At 72.5% G+C, this 15,848-nt stretch carries 14 protein-coding genes; 7 read left to right on the forward strand and 7 right to left on the reverse strand.

Features of this window, described 5'->3' with window-relative positions:
- Positions 1-76: 76 nt before the first annotated feature.
- Positions 77-1,825, forward strand: coding sequence for a malto-oligosyltrehalose trehalohydrolase (gene treZ / locus ACIQ6Y_RS04905; protein WP_404032973.1), 1,749 nt, complete (start codon positions 77-79; stop codon positions 1,823-1,825).
- A gap of 24 nt (positions 1,826-1,849) precedes the next feature.
- Here the strand turns inward: treZ and ACIQ6Y_RS04910 are convergent, their stop codons facing one another.
- The 3 genes from ACIQ6Y_RS04910 to ACIQ6Y_RS04920 form a co-directional block, all read right to left on the reverse strand.
- A complete protein-coding gene (locus ACIQ6Y_RS04910; RefSeq protein WP_404032976.1) occupies positions 1,850-2,014 on the reverse strand; it encodes a hypothetical protein in 165 nt (54 codons plus the stop codon).
- A gap of 220 nt (positions 2,015-2,234) precedes the next feature.
- Complete coding sequence (locus ACIQ6Y_RS04915; RefSeq protein ID WP_404032978.1) at positions 2,235-3,152, reverse strand: aminoglycoside phosphotransferase family protein; 918 nt, start codon at positions 3,150-3,152, stop codon at positions 2,235-2,237.
- A 63-nt stretch (positions 3,153-3,215) separates the two neighbouring features.
- Positions 3,216-4,343: an aminopeptidase P family protein gene (locus tag ACIQ6Y_RS04920; RefSeq protein WP_404032980.1), complete on the reverse strand. Its 1,128-nt coding sequence runs from the start codon at positions 4,341-4,343 to the stop codon at positions 3,216-3,218.
- A 200-nt stretch (positions 4,344-4,543) separates the two neighbouring features.
- Between ACIQ6Y_RS04920 and ACIQ6Y_RS04925 the strand changes: the two genes are divergently transcribed.
- On the forward strand, positions 4,544-5,299 hold the full coding sequence (locus ACIQ6Y_RS04925; RefSeq protein ID WP_404032983.1) for a metallophosphoesterase: 756 nt from the start codon (positions 4,544-4,546) through the stop codon (positions 5,297-5,299).
- Here the strand turns inward: ACIQ6Y_RS04925 and ACIQ6Y_RS04930 are convergent.
- Entirely contained in the window at positions 5,292-5,870 is a 579-nt protein-coding gene (locus tag ACIQ6Y_RS04930; protein WP_404032986.1) for a PDZ domain-containing protein, read from the reverse strand. The two genes, ACIQ6Y_RS04925 and ACIQ6Y_RS04930, sit on opposite strands and share 8 nt — an antisense overlap.
- A gap of 195 nt (positions 5,871-6,065) precedes the next feature.
- Between ACIQ6Y_RS04930 and ACIQ6Y_RS04935 the strand changes: the two genes are divergently transcribed.
- Positions 6,066-6,968 carry an RNA polymerase sigma-70 factor gene (locus ACIQ6Y_RS04935; protein WP_404032988.1) on the forward strand — a complete coding sequence of 301 codons (903 nt, stop codon included), beginning with the start codon at positions 6,066-6,068 and terminating at the stop codon, positions 6,966-6,968.
- Positions 6,969-7,016: 48 nt separating this feature from the next.
- On the opposite strand, the gene cyc2 is transcribed toward ACIQ6Y_RS04935, so the two are convergent.
- Entirely contained in the window at positions 7,017-9,173 is a 2,157-nt protein-coding gene (cyc2, locus tag ACIQ6Y_RS04940) for a germacradienol/geosmin synthase Cyc2 (protein ID WP_404032991.1), read from the reverse strand.
- 167 nt (positions 9,174-9,340) lie between these two features.
- Here cyc2 and ACIQ6Y_RS04945 point away from each other — a divergent pair, with 167 nt between their 5' ends.
- A complete protein-coding gene (locus tag ACIQ6Y_RS04945; protein ID WP_404032994.1) occupies positions 9,341-10,126 on the forward strand; it encodes an alpha/beta fold hydrolase in 786 nt (261 codons plus the stop codon).
- Complete coding sequence (locus ACIQ6Y_RS04950; protein ID WP_404032996.1) at positions 10,123-11,382, forward strand: cytochrome P450; 1,260 nt, start codon at positions 10,123-10,125, stop codon at positions 11,380-11,382. The genes ACIQ6Y_RS04945 and ACIQ6Y_RS04950 overlap by 4 nt, the downstream gene beginning before the upstream one ends.
- A 105-nt stretch (positions 11,383-11,487) precedes the next feature.
- On the opposite strand, the gene ACIQ6Y_RS04955 is transcribed toward ACIQ6Y_RS04950, so the two are convergent.
- Positions 11,488-13,290, reverse strand: coding sequence for a S8 family peptidase (locus ACIQ6Y_RS04955; protein ID WP_404032999.1), 1,803 nt, complete (start codon positions 13,288-13,290; stop codon positions 11,488-11,490).
- Positions 13,291-13,603: 313 nt separating this feature from the next.
- Complete coding sequence (locus ACIQ6Y_RS04960; protein ID WP_404033002.1) at positions 13,604-14,251, reverse strand: Tat pathway signal sequence domain protein; 648 nt, start codon at positions 14,249-14,251, stop codon at positions 13,604-13,606.
- Positions 14,252-14,646: 395 nt separating this feature from the next.
- Between ACIQ6Y_RS04960 and ACIQ6Y_RS04965 the strand changes: the two genes are divergently transcribed.
- Together ACIQ6Y_RS04965 and ACIQ6Y_RS04970 are read left to right on the forward strand one after the other, a co-directional pair.
- A complete protein-coding gene (locus tag ACIQ6Y_RS04965) occupies positions 14,647-15,327 on the forward strand; it encodes a DUF6230 family protein (protein WP_404033004.1) in 681 nt (226 codons plus the stop codon).
- A complete protein-coding gene (locus ACIQ6Y_RS04970) occupies positions 15,324-15,758 on the forward strand; it encodes a DUF6114 domain-containing protein (RefSeq protein ID WP_404033007.1) in 435 nt (144 codons plus the stop codon). The genes ACIQ6Y_RS04965 and ACIQ6Y_RS04970 overlap by 4 nt, the downstream gene beginning before the upstream one ends.
- Positions 15,759-15,848 lie beyond the last annotated feature (90 nt).

Genomic DNA, 15,848 nt, shown 5'->3' on the forward strand with positions numbered 1-15,848 from the left:
GAATCGAGCCCGGATCGATCTCGGTTGACGCACCATGGTGGAGCTACATGACTGAGCAGACGAAGGGGAACCGTCCGTGCAGTTCGAGGTGTGGGCACCGCAGGCCGGCCGAGTGACGCTCCAGTGCGACGGGGCCACGCACGCGATGGAGCGCGATCCGCGGCGCGAGGGGTGGTGGACGGCCGAGGCGGAGGCGGACGACGGCTCGCGCTACGGCTTCGCCGTGGACGACGGCCCCGTACGCCCGGACCCGCGCTCGCGGCGCCAGCCGGACGGCCCGCACGGCCTGAGCGCGGTCGTCGACCAGGGCCGCTACACCTGGCGCACGCCCTGGCAGGGGCGTCCGCTGCAAGGGGCGGTGCTGTACGAGCTGCACGTGGGCACCTACACCCGCGAGGGCACCCTGGACGCGGCCGCGGGGCGGCTGGAGCACCTGGCGGAACTGGGCGTCACCCACGTGGAGTTGATGCCGCTGTGCCCCTTCCCGGGGCGGCACGGCTGGGGCTACGAGGGGGTGTCGCTGTGGGCGGTGCACGAGCCGTACGGCGGGCCCGAGGCGCTGAAGCGGTTCGTGGACCGGGCGCACGAGCTGGGGCTCGGCGTGGTCCTGGACGTCGTGCACAACCACCTGGGCCCCGACGGCAATTATCTGCCGGTGTTCGGGCCGTACTTCACGGACATGCACCACACCCCGTGGGGCCAGGCCGTCAATCTGGACGCGCCCGGCTCCGACGAGGTGCGGGCGTTCCTGCTGGGCAGCGCGCTGGCCTGGCTGCGGGACTACCGGCTGGACGGGCTGCGGCTGGACGCGGTGCACACGCTGGTCGACACGCGCGCGTACCACTTCCTTGAGGAGCTGTCCGCGCAGGTGGACGGCCTGGCCGCGGAGCTGGGGCGGCCGCTGTTCCTCATCGCCGAGTCGGAGGTCAACGACCCGCGGACGATCACCCCGCGCGAGGAGCACGGACTGGGCCTGCACGCGCAGTGGAGCGACGACTTCCATCACGCGCTGCACGCCGCGGTCACGGGTGAGTCGCAGGGCTACTACGGCGACTTCGCGCGGGCCCCGTTCGCCGCGCTGGCCAAGACGCTGACCGGCGGGTTCTTCCACGACGGCACGTACTCGACGTACCGAGGCCGCCTCCACGGCCGCCCGCTGGACCGCTCCCGGGTCGCCGCGCACCGGCTGCTGGGCTACACCCAGACCCACGACCAGATCGGCAACCGCGCCCAGGGCGACCGGCTCGCGGCGCTCGCGGACTCCCCCGGTCTGCTGGCCTGCGCGGCGACGCTGGCGCTGACGGCGCCGTTCACGCCGATGCTGTTCATGGGCGAGGAGTGGGCGGCGGGCACGCCGTGGCAGTTCTTCACCGACCACACCGACCCGCAGCTCGCCGAGGCCGTACGACGGGGCAGGCGGCGGGAGTTCGCGGCGTACGGCTGGCCCGAGGACGAGGTGCCCGACCCGCAGGACCCGGCGACCCGGGAGCGTTCCTGCCTGGACTGGTCCGAGCCGGAGCGTGAGCCCCACGCGCGCATGCTGGCCTGGTACCGGCAGCTTCTCGCGCTGCGCCGTGAACTGCCCGACCTCACCGACCCGGATCTCGCCGACACCAAGGTCGCCTTCGACGAGGAGGCCCGCTGGCTCGCCTTCCGGCGCGGCGACATCTGTGTGGCCGTCAACCACGGCAAGGAACCGGCCCCGCTCCAGCTCGGCAGCCGTCCGGTCCGTGTCCTCGCCGCGTGGGAGCCGGTCGAGGCGCCCGGCGAGGACGGGGTGCTGCATCTGCCGGCCGAGTCGTGCGTGGTGCTGGCGCAGGACTGACGCGGCGGGCGCCGCCGCGCGGCCTCAGCGGCGGCCCTGACGGTCGTCGCCCCTGGCCTCGTTCAGCGAGCTGTGGAACGTACGGAGGAACGCGTCGGCGGTCCGGGCCGTCCGGCGGCCCGGCAGGACCAGCGTGCTCACGAGGCCGACACCGATGACGACCCCGGCGACTGTGCGTGCTGCACCCATCTCGACCACTTCCTCCTGTCCTGCCCGCCGCAGGCTAGGGCCTGTCGTTTGGATCATGCCGGCGTCGCGGGGTCTGGCACGCACATCTGCGGCGTTGTCGTCGGTTGCCGACGCTCCGCGTCGACGCCCTCCTCCGCCTTGCAGCTGCACGCACCAGACCCCGCTCGACCCGGCCAAGAAGCGCAGTCCCTTTCAGCCGCCCTGATCCAAACGACAGGCCCTAGTAGCTGTCGTCCCCCGTGACCCGTTCCAGGAGGATCGCCTCCCAGGCGTGGCGCAGATGTGTGCGCAGCAGGGGCAGGGGGGTCGGGTCGTTGCCGTCGAGGGCGGAGGCGAGGCGGATCACCGTGTCGCAGCGGGCCAGCCACAGGCCGCGCAGACAGGGGCGGGCGCCGTAGCCGGCGAGGGTGGCGGCGCGTACGGCGGCCGGGGAGCCGACGGCGAGGGCGAGGCCCGCGATGTCCTCTGCGGGGTCGCCCAGGACGGCGTCGGCCCAGCCGAGGGCGCCGCGCACGCGGCCGTCGGCGCTGACGACGAGGTGGTCGCCGGTCAGCCCGTGGTGGACCAGCACGGCCGCGCCGGGCTGCGCGGCGAGCTGGACGGCTGCGGGCGGGGTGAGCTGGTGCAGCCGCGCGGGGTCGAACTCGTCGGCCCGCGCGAGCCGTTCGGCGGCCAGCGCGGCGGCCCGGCGCAAGGACTCCAGGGAGCGCGGGGAGGTGCGCGGCACGCCGAGCATCTCGGCCTGCCGTGCGGGCACCTCGCGCAGCCCGGTGAGCAGTCCGGCCAGGTCGGCCTCGCCGACGGCGGAGACGTCCTGCCGGTCGCCCGAGCCGCCGGGCACCTTGGTGTCGAGCGTGCAGGCGAGGCCGGGCGCCCACTCGCCCTGTGCGACGCTCACCGGCACGGCGACGGGGATGTGCGGCCGGACCAGGTCGCGCAGCCGCACCTCGCGGCGCAGCCGGGTGGAGGCGTCCGGGTCGGGGGCGAGGCGCAGGACGTGCCGGGTGCCCACCCACCAGGTGGTCTGCCGGACGCTCTCGGGCACGGGACGCACGTCGGCGTCCTTCGCGCCCTCCTTGGTGAGGGTGTGGACCAGTTCACGGACGGTGTCCGCGGTGGGAGTCGGTGCCTGGGTCATGGTCGCGCCGCTGTCGCTCGGAGTTGTGATCGGCCGGGATCGGGCGTCCGGTGCGGGGCCCGGTCAGTCCACTATGACCATCTCGCGTGTGGTGTCGTTGAGCCGGCGGCCCCCGTCCGGGGTGACGGTGACGATGTCCTCGATCCGGACGCCGAAGCGGCCGGGCAGATAGATGCCGGGTTCGACGGAGAAGCACATGCCGGGCACGAGTTCCTGCTCCTCGCCCTCGATCATGTACGGCGGTTCGTGGGTGGTGACGCCGATGCCGTGGCCGGTGCGGTGGATGAAGTACTCGCCGTAGCCCGCGTCCGCGATGACGGCGCGGGCGGCCCGGTCGACGTCCTGGCAGGCCGCGCCCGGCCGTACGGCGGCGAAGCCGGCCTCCTGGGCGGCGCGCACGATGTCGTGGACGCGGCGCTCCTCCTCGGTGGGCTCGCCGACGTGGACGGTGCGAGTGGTGTCGGAGCCGTAGCCGTTCTTGAGGCCGCCGAAGTCGAGTACGACCATGTCGCCCCGCTCGATGACCCGGTCGCCGACCTCGTGGTGCGGGTTGGCGCCGTTGGGCCCGGAGCCGACGACGGTGAAGTCGACCTGTTCGTGGCCGTGCTCGAGCAGCAGCCGGGACAGGTCGGCGGCCACGTCGGACTCCCTGCGGCCGGCGAAGGGCAGCGTGCGGATGTCCTCGAAGGTGGCGTCGGCGGCCGTGCCCGCGGCGGCCATCAGCTCCAGCTCGGCCGCGTCCTTGACGGCCCGCAGCATGGGCAGCGCGTCGGTGAGGGCGGCGCAGGAGAGGCCGGGCAGCGCCCTTTGCAGGGCCAGCAGGTGCAGCGCCCAGGCGTTGTCGCTGACGCCGAGGCGGCCGTCCGCGCGCAGCAGCTCGGCGGTGAGGGCGTAGGGGTCCTTGCCGTCGGTCCAGTCGCGCAGGGTCAGCGCGGGCGCGCCGGGCGCCTTGGCGGCGTCGGGGGCCTCCAGGGCGGGGACGACGAGGACGGGGTCCTGGCCGGGGGCGAGGACGAGCGCGGTGAGCCGTTCGGTGATCGCGGTCGGCGCGTAGCCGGTGAGCCACACCAGGTCCGGTCCGGGGGCGACGAGCAGTGCGGCCAGTCCCGCGTCGGCGGCCGCCTGCGCGGCCCGCCGCATACGGGCCCGGTAGTCGTCGGCGGTGAAGGGCGCGGGCGTACTGCCGGTCATCCGGGCCTCCCTGGACGGGTGAAGGGGCTACGGGGAGCATCCTGCCCGGCCGGGAGGGGCGACGCGAGCCGGTTGCCGAGGCTGCCGGGCCCTGTCGCACGAGCGCGGCCAGGGCTCTAATGCCTGACCCTTGCTCAACCATTAGCTGTAATGGTTTGATCAACTCACTCCATTAGCCACAGGACAGGGGCCACACCACCGTGCTCGTACTCGCCCACATCAGCGACCTGCATCTCGACGGAACCCCGCGCGCGAGCGAGCGTGCCGAGCGGGTGCGCGACCGGCTGTGGCGGCTGCCGGGCCGGGTGGACGCCCTGCTGGTCACCGGGGACATCGCGGACCACGCCGAGGAGGCGGAGTACGAGGAGGCCGCCCGCGTCCTGGGGCTGCGCGACGGCGACGCACCCTTCCCGGTGCTGACCTGCCCGGGCAACCACGACAGCCGGGCCCCGTACCGCAAGGCGCTGCTGGGCGAACCGGCCTGCGACGGGCCGGTCAACAGCGTCCGGGTGTTCCCCGGCGGGGCCGTGCTGATGTGCGACTCCAGCATCCCGGGCCAGGACGACGGGGCTCTGGAGGAGGAGACGTACGACTGGATCGAGCGGACCCTCGACGGCCTGGAGCCGGAGCTGCCCGCCCTGCTGGCCTTCCATCACCCGCCGGTCGCGCTGCACCATCCGCTGCCCGACGCCTACCAGCTGGGCGACCCCGGCCGGCTGGCCGCGCTGCTGGAGCGCCGGCCGCAGATCGCCGGGCTGATCACGGGCCATGCGCACACGCCCGCCGCGACCCAGTTCGCCGGGCGGCCGCTGCTCGTCGGGCCGGGCGTGACCTGGACGCTGAACCTGCCGTGGGAGGACGAGCAGGTCGCCGACCGGGACGCGCCGGTGGGGCTGGCCTTCCACATCCTGGACGACGCCGGGCGGCTGACCAGCCACTTCCGGGTGGTCACGTGACGATGCCCGGGACGACCGACAACTGCTGGTAGGCACCGCTCTCATGACGCACGGTCACGGTGAGCGGCTTCCCCGGGCGGGCCTCGTCGACCGCGCGGGCCAGGTCCGCGGCCGAGTCGACGCGGGCGTCGCCGAAGGTGAGCAGGACGTCCCCGCGCACCAGGCCCGCCGAGTAGCCGGGCCCCGGCACATGGACGCCTACGACGAGGGCGCCCGACTTCTCGGCATCGACCGCCTCCACACCCACAGTCGCCTGCGCGGGGGCCGGGGTGACCGGGGCGGGCGTGGGTGCGGGCGAGGGCCTCGGGGCGGGGGCGGAGGGGCCGGGCAGTTGCCGGCTCTGGAGTTCGGCGAGCCGGCTCATCCCGATCACGGTGGCCCCCACGGTGCCGAGACCGACCCCGGACAGCACCAGGACCAGGCCCACCAACAGCCCGAACAGCAGGGTCGTCAGCCGTCGGCCACGGCGCCGCGCGGCATGCGGCCGCCGGGCGGGGACCTCACCCCGGCCGGCGGTGCCGCCGGGCTCCCGACCGGGCATCGGCTTGGGACGCAGCGCAGTCTGTTCCATGGTTCGCCTCCGGCTGGTGCTCTACCCGGCGCACCCCGGCGCGACGAGCCACGAACGAGTGAGACTGCGGCTCGGGGATCTGTGGAATCGCGCTGCGTGGCCTGCGACGATGTGCCTATCGTGGGGCGCCGCCGCCTGTCCGCACCGGGTGAACGGCCGCCGAGGGCAAGGACTTAGCGGCAGAAGGGCCGAGAGATGACCGAGCACGCCACCGCCGACCCGGCGACGGAGGCGTTCGTCGCCCACCGGAACCTGCTCTTCACCGTCGCCTACGAGATGCTCGGCTCGGCCGCCGACGCCGAGGACGTCCTCCAGGAGACCTGGCTGCGCTGGAGCGACGTCGACCTGGACCAGGTGCGGGACGTGCGCGCGTACCTGGTGCGGATCACCACCCGGCAGGCCCTCAACCGGCTGCGCGGCATGAAGCGCCGCAAGGAGGCCTACGTCGGACCCTGGCTGCCGGAGCCGCTGCTGACCGCGCCGGACGTGGCCGAGGACGTCGAGCTCGCGGAGAGCGTGTCGATGGCGATGATGCTCGTCCTGGAGACGCTGGCGCCCACCGAGCGGGCCGTGTTCGTGCTGCGCGAGGCCTTCGACGTCGGATACGACGAGATCGCCGAGGCCGTCGGCAAGACCCCGGCGGCCGTCCGCCAGATCGCCCACCGCGCCCGCCGCCATGTCGACGCCCGCCGCCCGCGCCAGGTGGTCCCGGCGAGCACGTCCCGCGCGGCCCTGGAGGCCTTCCAGCGTGCGATCGAGACCATGGACACGCAGGCCCTGCTGGAGGTGCTCGCGCCGGAGGTCGTCCTCGTGAACGACGGCGGCGGCATCAAGCAGGCCTCGCCGCGGCCCATCCTCGGCGCCGACAAGGTCACCCGCTTCATGCTCGGCGTGCTCGGAAAGAACACCGACCGCGCGATCACCCTGTCCCCCACCATGGCCAACGGCACCCCGGCGCTCCTCGTGCACCTGGGCGGGGAGTTCGACGGGGTCCTGGCCGCCCATGTCGAGGGCTCCGTCATCACCGGGCTCTACTACGTCCGCAACCCGCAGAAGCTCACCCGCGTCACCGCCGAGACCAGCCTCACCCTGCGCTGAACCCAGCGGGAGCGCCCGGCCGTTCGGTGAGCCGGCCGGGCGCGCAGGTCAGCCGCCGAGCAGCGTCAGGGCCGGGGCCGGCGCGTGGTCCGGGAGGAAGCCGTGGGTGCGGCGGGCCAGGTAGTCCGGCTTGTAACGGTCCACGTGGCGGTGCCAGTTGAGGATGCCGGACATCCAGTTGCGCAGTGCCTCCACATAGTCGTCCATCGCCTTGCGGTCCTCGGCGGACAGGGCGAAGTCCGCGTAGACGACGGGCAGTTCCACAGCGGCCACGTGCTCGAACTGCTCCATGCGCTGGTTCATCAGGTCCGCGACGATCCGCAGCCCCGTCGGGTAGTCGCAGCCGAAGAAGCTCTGCACCACCAGGACCGCGTTGTGGATCTCGCCCTCGTACTCGATCTCCTTCTGGTACGAGAAGACGTCGTTGAGCAGGCAGGCGAAGTCGATCGCGGCGTTCTCCAGCGAGCGCACGGGGCCGCTGCGGTAGACCTCGGGCGGGACGGAGGGGGCGTGGCCCATCCGGCACAGGCTGAGGGTGAGGTCGGAGCCGAAGGTGGCGCGGCGCATCTCCAGGTAGTCGACCGGGTCGGGGACGCGGTGGTGGATCTGGTTGGCCAGCTCCCACAGCCAGGCCTCCGTCATCACGTTCACCGAGGCCTTGAGGGTGCGCTTGGCCTCCGGGTCCATGCCGGCGGTGGTGCGCGCCCACAGGTCGGCCAGGCCGCACTCCATGCCGCCCACCGGGAGGATCGGCTCCTCGCCGTCCAGGGGCATGCACGCTGACAGGCGTTCGGTGGTGAGCCGGGCGGCGGCGAGGTCACGGCGGTGGCCGAAGACGAGCGGGTAGTAGTCGTCGCCGTAGGTGCCCCAGGCGAGCCAGTGGGCGCTGAGGTCCAGGGCCTCCTGGGTGCCGTCCGGGTCGAGACCGGCCGAGCACAGAGCCAGGTCGCAGGAGGCGAGCTTGTCCTCGTCCCACACGCCCTCGTTGAGGATGCCCATGCGGTGCGACCACGCGACCAGGCTGCCGCGGGCCTTGTCCAGGCCGGGGTTGAGGCGCAGTTCGAACGGCATGCGGATGTCGGGGATCACCGACGGGCCGACCTTCTGGAACGGCCGGTGGGTGCGGGCGCGCAGCCGCTCGGCGCCGGCCGTGGCGAGCAGGGTGCGCAGGTCGGCGCCGCCGCCGAAGGAGCGGTTCCAGGGCGAGTCGGAGGTGGCGTTCTCGTTCATGTACCGGCTGGAGCGCATGTGCCACTCGTGGCCGCCGGACTGCCAGTCCTGGAGCCCCTTGGTGTACGCCGCGACGGCCGCCACCTCGGCCGGGCCGAGCCCCTTCTCCAGGGCGACCGCGGGCACCTCGGTGAACGCGGTGTGCTCGAACTGGTGGAGGCGGGAGGTGAGGACGTCGTTGACGGTGTCGGCGGCCTCCTGGGTGGTGCAGTCGAAGAAGGTCTCCAGGACGAGCACGCCGTTGCTGTTCTCGCCCTCCTCCTCGACCTCCCGCTGGTAGGAGAACAGGTCGTTGCGCAGGTGCACGGCGTCGGAGAAGGTCTCCATCAGCACCCGCAGCGGCCGGGTCCCGGCCACCGCGTCGGGCACCTCCGCGGTCGCGTACTCCACGAGCCCGGCCGACCAGGGGGCGCCGCCCACCTTGCGGCGCATCTCGATGTACTCGACCGGGTTGGCGATCCGGCCCTCGTTGATGTTGGACAGCTCCCACAGGGACTCGTTCAGCAGGTGTTCCGTGGCGACGGCGAACCGGCGGCGCCAGCCCTGCGACATCGCCGGGACGGTACGGGTCCACAGGTCGGCGAGCCCCGCCTCGACCGCGTTGACCGGCTCCGGCATCGGCGTGGCCGGGTCCATCGGCATGAACAGCGGCAGCCGGTCCAGATAGGCCTTGCCGCCGGCCCGGTCCTGGCTGCGCTTGAAGGTCTCCAGGAAGTGGTCGTCGAAGAAGAACACCCACACGTACCAGTCGGTGATCAGGGACAGGGCCGGGCCGTCGCAGTCGGGGTGGGTGTAGGCGCAGAGCAGGCCGTAGTCGTGGGCCTCCAGGTCGGCCTGCTCCCAGATCCCGGACCCTTCCAGCATGCCCATCTCGCGGGCCCACTCGGTCGAGTGGGCACGGGCCTCGTCGAGGTGCGGATTCAGGCGCGCGGGATGCGGCATGTAGAAGCGCGGGAGTTCGAACGGCTGCGTCATGGCCGGGGCCCTACCCGTGGACCGGGGAACGCATCCGTCCAGCTCCCCATGATCACTCCATCGCGTGAATCACCGTAGAAACCGGGAACTTCGCGGCACTTCGGTACTTCGCAACCCGCCCCGCACGCACCCTTGCCGAGCCGCGGCCCGCCGGTCACCTTGGTCGCATGACCTCCTTCACGCTGCCTCATGAGCTGCACGGCGACGGCGCCCACAAGGTGTTCGCCGTGCACGGCTGGTTCGCCGACCGGTCCGCGTACGCGGCCGTGGTCCCGGATCTGGACCGTACGTCCTTCCAGTACGCGCCGGTCGATCTGCGCGGTTACGGGCGGGCCAGGGACACCGAGGGCCCGTACACCACCGCCGAGGCGGCACTGGATCTGGTGGAACTCGCCGACCGGCTGGGCTGGGAGCGGTTCTCGGTGGTCGGGCACTCCATGGGCGGGGCGGTCGCGCAGCGGCTGCTCACCGTGGCACCGCACCGGCTGCGGCGGATCGTCGGTGTCTCGCCGGTCCCGGCGTCGGGGCTCGCGCTGCCGCCGGAGCAGTGGGGGCTGTTCGCGGACGCCGCGCACCGGCCGGAGAACCGGCGCGCCATCATCGACATCACGACCGGTGGGCGCCGCCCCGGCGCCTGGCTGGACCGGATGGTCGCCCGCTCCCTGGAGGTCAGCGACACCAAGGCGTTCCGGGCCTGGCTCGACTCCTGGGCACTGGACGACTTCCACGCCCAGGTGGAGGGCGCGCAGGTGCCCGCGCTCGCGGTGACCGGGGCGCTCGACCCGGCCCTGTCGGCGGACGTCATGCGGCAGACCTGGATGACCTGGTACCCGCGCGCGGAGCTGCACGAGCTGGTGTCCGCGGGGCATTACGCGATGGACGAGACGCCGCTGGAGCTGATCCGGGTGGTGGAGGACTTCCTGCGGGCCGACGACGAGGACGGCCCGGCGTGACGGTCCCCGAGACCGCGGTCCCGGACGTCTTCGACCCGCGCCGCTACGCCGTGGGTGTGCCCTACGACCACTACCGCGTGCTGCGCGACCACCACCCGGTGGCCCGGCAGGAGGAGCCGGAGGTGCTGGGCTGGCCGGCCGGGCCGGGCTTCTGGGCGGTGACCCGGCACGCGGACGTGGTGCGAGTGCTGAAGGACGCCGCGTCCTTCTCGTCGTACGCCGGGGCGACGCAGATCCGCGATCCCGACCCGGACGATCTGCCGTTCATCCGGCGCATGATGCTCAATCAGGACCCGCCCGCGCACGGCGGTTTGCGGCGGCTGGTGAGCCGGGCGTTCACACCGGGGCGGATCGAGCGGTTCACCGCGGTCGTCGAGGAGCGGGCCCGGACGCTGTGGGCGCAGGCCGTGCGGCGGGCGCGGGAGGAGGGCGGCACGGTCGACGTGGTCGCCGCGGTCACCGACGACTACGCGCTGCTGAACCTCGCCGATCTGCTGGGTGTGCCGGAGAGCGACCGGGGGCTGCTGCTGCACTGGACGCAGCGGGTCATCGGTTACCAGGACCCGGACGAGGCGGGGGCGCCGGTGCGCGACGAGCGGGGCCGGCCGGTGAATCCGCGGTCGCCCGCGATGCTGCGGGACATGTTCGCGTACGCGCGGCAACTGGCCGCGTTCAAGCGGCGGCAGCCGGGCGACGACGTGCTGACGGTGCTCGCGCAGGACGCCGAACTCGCCGACGCCGAGCTGGAGATGTTCTTCTTCCTGCTCACCGTCGCCGGGAACGACACCGTGCGCAGTGCCGCGCCGGGCGGGCTGCTGGCGCTGGCGGAGCATCCGGACGCGCAGCGGGAGTTGCGCGCCGGCAAGCACGAACTCTCGACCGCGGTCGAGGAGTTGCTGCGGTGGCATCCGCCCGTGCTCACCTTCCGGCGTACCGCCGTACGGGACACCGAGCTGGCCGGGCGCCAGATCCGGGCGGGCGAGAAGGTGGTCGTCTTCCATGCCTCGGCCAACCGGGACGAGCGGGTCTTCGCCGAGCCCGATCGGCTGGATCTGTCGAGGGCGCCGAATCCGCATGTGTCGTTCGGGGACGGTCCGCATGTCTGTCTGGGTGCGCACTTCGCGCGGCTTCAGCTGCGGGTGCTGTACCGGGAGGCGCTGCGGGCGCTGCCGGAGCCGTGGTCGGCCGGGGAGCCGAGGCGGCTGGTCTCCAACTTCATCAACGGCGTCAAGTCACTCCCCCTGCACGTGACTTGACGCCGCCGAATCATTCCTCACCCGCCCCGGGCCTGGGCGGGTGAGGCTCCAGGACGGGCCGGCCGGCGCCCATCCGCACCGGCCGGCCCGTCTGTCCGGGTGACCTCAGAAGGTGAGGTTCCAGCTGTTGAGCGTGCCCGTGTCGGCCGAGTAGACGTCCTGGACGCGCAGCTTCCAGGTGCCGTTGGCGACCTCGGTGGAGGCGTTCACCGTGTAGGTGGTGTTGACGTTGTCCGCGGAGTCCGAGGAGCTGGAGGACTTCAGGCGGTACGCCGACCCGTCCGGGGCGATCAGGTCGATGACCAGGTCACCGCGGTAGGTGTGGGTGATGTTCACCCCGACCTTGAGGGTGGAGGGCGCGTTGCCGCTGACGCCGGAGACGGTGATCGGGGACTCGATCGCCGAGCCGCCGTCCGGGATGGCCACCGAGGAGGTGCTGGAGAAGGTGGTGCCGGTGCTGGTGCCGCCGGCCACCGCAGTCACGGTCTTGGTGGCGTCGGCGAGACCGGCACCGCAGCCGCCGGAGCAGGTGCCGGGCAGCGCACGGGCGTTGGTCTTGATGGCCGACTCGATCTGCGCCGGGGTCAGCGCGGAGTTCGCCGACTTCATCAGCGCCACCAGGCCCGCGATGTGCGGGGTGGCCATGCTGGTGCCCTGGTAGTAGGCGTACGACTCGGTGGACGGCGTCTTGGTGCCGGAGTTCAGCGTGGAGTAGATGCCGTTCGCGGTGCCGGTGCTCATCTCGCCGCCGGGGGCGGAGATGTCCACCAGGGAGCCGTAGTTGGAGTAGGACGCCTTCGAGCCGGTGCGGCCGGTCGCGGCGACGGAGATGACGTTGTTGCAGTTGCCCGGCGAGTGGTTGGCCACGTTGTCGTTCTCGTTGCCCGCGGCGACGACGACCGTGGTGCCGCGGTTCACGGCCGCGTTGATCGCGGACTGGGTGGCGGAGGTGCAGGCGCCGTCGCCGCCGAGGCTCATGTTGATGACCTTGGCGACGTTGCTGTTGGCGGGCACGCCGGAAACGGTGCCGCCGGACGCCCAGGTGATGGCGTCGATGATGTCGGAGTCGTAGCCGCCGCACTTGCCGAGCACCCGCAGCGGGGAGATCTTGGCGCCGTAGGCGATGCCGGCCATGCCCTTGCTGTTGTTGGTGACGGCGGCGATGGTGCCGGCCACGTGCGTGCCGTGCCAGGAGGAGTTGCTGGCGGGGACGCCCGTGCCGCAGTCCCCGGCGGCGTACCAGTCGCCCGGGTCGGCCGGGTTGGAGTCACGGCCGTCGCCGTCGACGGAGACGGCGGTGTCGGAGATGAAGTCGTAGCCGCCGACGATGTTGCCCGCGAGGTCGGAGTGGGTGACGTAGCCGGTGTCGATGACGGCGACGGTCACGCCGGAGCCGGTGCTCGTGGACCAGGCGCCCGGGACGCGCATGCCGGCGGTGGTCTCGAACAGGTCCCACTGCTTGGCGTAGTCGGTGTCGTTCGGGTCGGCCTTGGGTGTGTTCAGGCGGTCCGGGACGACGTAGGCGACCTGGGGGTCGGCCTGGTACTCGGCGATGACGTCCGCGACGTCCGCCCGGGTGAGGTCCTCGCCCAGGTCGACGAGGGCGGCGCCGGTGCCGAGGCGGCGCTGGAAGTCGAGCTTCTCGCCGGCCTCCTTGCCCTTGGCGGCGGCGTCGGCCTCGGCGGCCGTGTTGGACTTCGCCTCGGCGGCGCCGGACTTGTAGCCGACGATGAGACGCTCGGCCGGGGTGCCGGGGGCGGCCTCGGTGCGGGCCGCGAGGTCGGCGGAGGGGGTCGGGGAGGCGGTGTCCTGGGCGACGGCGACCGTGGCGGTGGCCGCGGTGAACAGGGCCGCGGTGACGGCGGCGGCGGAGACCAGTCTTCGCCGGGTGGGGGCAGAGGTACGCAAGGGCTTGCCTTTCGTAGCCGTTCCGGGCAGCGCGGAGCGGCGGTCTGGCGCTTCGTCCTCGAAGCGGAGGGGGGCTGTTCGAAAAGCGTTCGCGTATGGCCGGCCAGGCGCGTGACGCCGACCCGACGTGGGGGTTACCTGTGGGTCGGCTGTGTTCGAACGATAGGGAAAGGCGTGTGCGTAGGGGTACAGGGGAAACCCTCGATCCGGCCGGAAACCCACCCTTGCCGTCAGCCGGCCGACCGGTTTTGCCCCTCTTCATCCAGATCCTCCGGCGCGAGAACGCGCCGGAGGATCGCAGTGCGGTGCGGGGTCAGTTGACGAAGACCGCGGCACCCGAGGTGGTCACCGGCGCGTACTTGGCGCTGAAGTACGCGTTGGAGAAGCACAGGGACGAGCCGGAGACCTTGCTGAAGGGCTGGTTGGAGAAGGTGATGCTGTTGTCGGCGTTGCTCGCCGCGCCCGTGAGACCGGCTCCCTGGTAGACGCAGGAGACGTTGCCGAGCAGGGTGCGCAGCGAGACGGTGGTGCGGATGGTGGAGCCGCTCGGCGGGCTGACCGTGACGACTCCGGCGGAGGTCACGGTGGTGCCGTACGGCAGGTTCTGCACGGTGATGCTGTTGACGCCGAGAACTCCGCTGACGTTGCTGGTGCAGCCGGCGAAGGTGTGCGCGGTGAGCGACTCGGTGGCGGTGCCCGGCGCGGTCGGGTTGCCGGTGACGGTCGCCGAGAACTGCGAGGTCGTGCAGCTCACGCCGCTGGTGCCGGTGGCGCTTGAGTAGAACGTGGCGGCGGTGCCCGAGGCCAGCGGAGCGCTCAGGACGGCGCCGACGGCGACCGGGGTGCCACCGGCCGAGCCCGTGGTGAGCACGGGTCCGGCGACGGCGCCCGCGGGGGCGGCCAGGGGGAGGGTTAACGCCGCGGCCGCGGCCGCGAGCGAGAGAAGGGTGCGAGTACGCATGTGGGGTGCCTCTGTTTCCGGATGAGGGTGGCGGCCGTGCCGGTCCGGGTACGCGGCCGTGCCGCGGGACGGTCCGGATCCGGCGCCACGGATCCGGGGAGAAGCAAGGGAGGTTGTAGAGCTGACAACCAGTCAACGTCAATGGTTCGAACGGAAGTTGACCCCAGGACAATAAAATCGGCGGGCCCTGCTGACGAAAAGTCCAGCAGTTGCGCACGGACGGTTGACCCCGCCTGTAACCGCCGGTAACTTCCCGAATACGGCCACTGCGGCGCATGTGAAAGCCCTTGCGGACACCGGGAGTTCGCGAGCGGAGGCACCGCCGTGGCCGGCGTCCGCGCCAGGACACCGCGCCACTGGAACCCACTTCGCACTCATCCGCACCGGGAGCAGTCATGGCCTCGTCCTCGGACCACACCCCGCACCCCGCATCCGAACCACCGGACGGCGATGCCGCCGCGACGCCCGCGCAGAGCCCCGAAAGACGCGGCCGGGTCCGGCTGCGGCGGGCCGCGGTACCCGCCGTCGTGGCCGTCGCCGGCGTCGCCACGCTGGCGATCCTCACCGCGCAGGGCGCGCTCGGCGTGCAGTTCGCGATCTCCGGCATGCCCTTCACCGTCACCGCGAGCTCCCTCGACGGCACGGGCTTCGCGCAGTTCGGCGGGCTGGACAACATGGCGGAGGGCAGCCCCAACGAGGGCGACACCGGCGGACAGGTGCTCGTCGTCACCTCGGTGATCGACGATGCCACGCTGACGGACCTGTGCCAGAGCGTCGACCTCGGCGGCACCAACCTGCTGATCAAGGCCGGCTGGGGCAAGGAGAAGGTGACGGCGAGCAACCTCACCACCGACTCGACCCAGCTGACCGGCGACGCCGCCTTCCGCAACATCGAGATCGGCAACGACGCCAGCACCCTGGACAAGGTCAGGACCAAGGGACCCATCGGGGTGTTCAGCCAGCAGGCCGACACCGTGCACATCGACGACCTGCGGCAGACCAACTACGCGACCACGGCAGCGGTGTTCCGCCTGCCCGGGCTCAAGCTCGGCTTCAGCGAATCGGGCTGCCCGTGACCGCACGCCCCGAACGCGTCGGAGGACGGGCCGCGTTCCGCCGCTGGCGGGGCCGCCGGCCCTTCTGGGGCGGGCTGCTGCTCACCCTCGCCGGGGCGGAGATCCTGCTCACCATGAAGGCGTCGCTGAAGGTCGTCCTGCACGTCGGCATGCAGGGCCTGGCCGGGTATCTGCTGCCGTCGCTGATGACGCTGTGCGGCCTGCTGCTGCTCTTCAGCCCCGGCCAGCGCGTCTTCTACTCCCTCACCGGCCTGCTGCTGTCGCTGGGCACCTGGGCCACGTCGAACCTCGGCGGCTTCCTGATCGGCCTGCTCCTCGGGTGCGCCGGCAGCTGTCTGGCCTTCGGCTGGCTGCCCGACCAGGAGCCCCGCCGCGGCCGGCGACGCCGTCGCAGGGAGGCACGGGCGGCACGGGCGGCTGCCGCGCACTGAACGGCACAGGCAGGCACGGGCGGCTGCCGCGCACTGAGCGGCACAGGCCGCGGGGAAGGGCGTACGTCAGGGCGTACGCCACTCCCCGCG

It is taken from the genome of Streptomyces sp. NPDC096205 (assembly GCF_044763135.1).
In the GTDB taxonomy this organism is placed as follows: domain Bacteria; phylum Actinomycetota; class Actinomycetes; order Streptomycetales; family Streptomycetaceae; genus Streptomyces.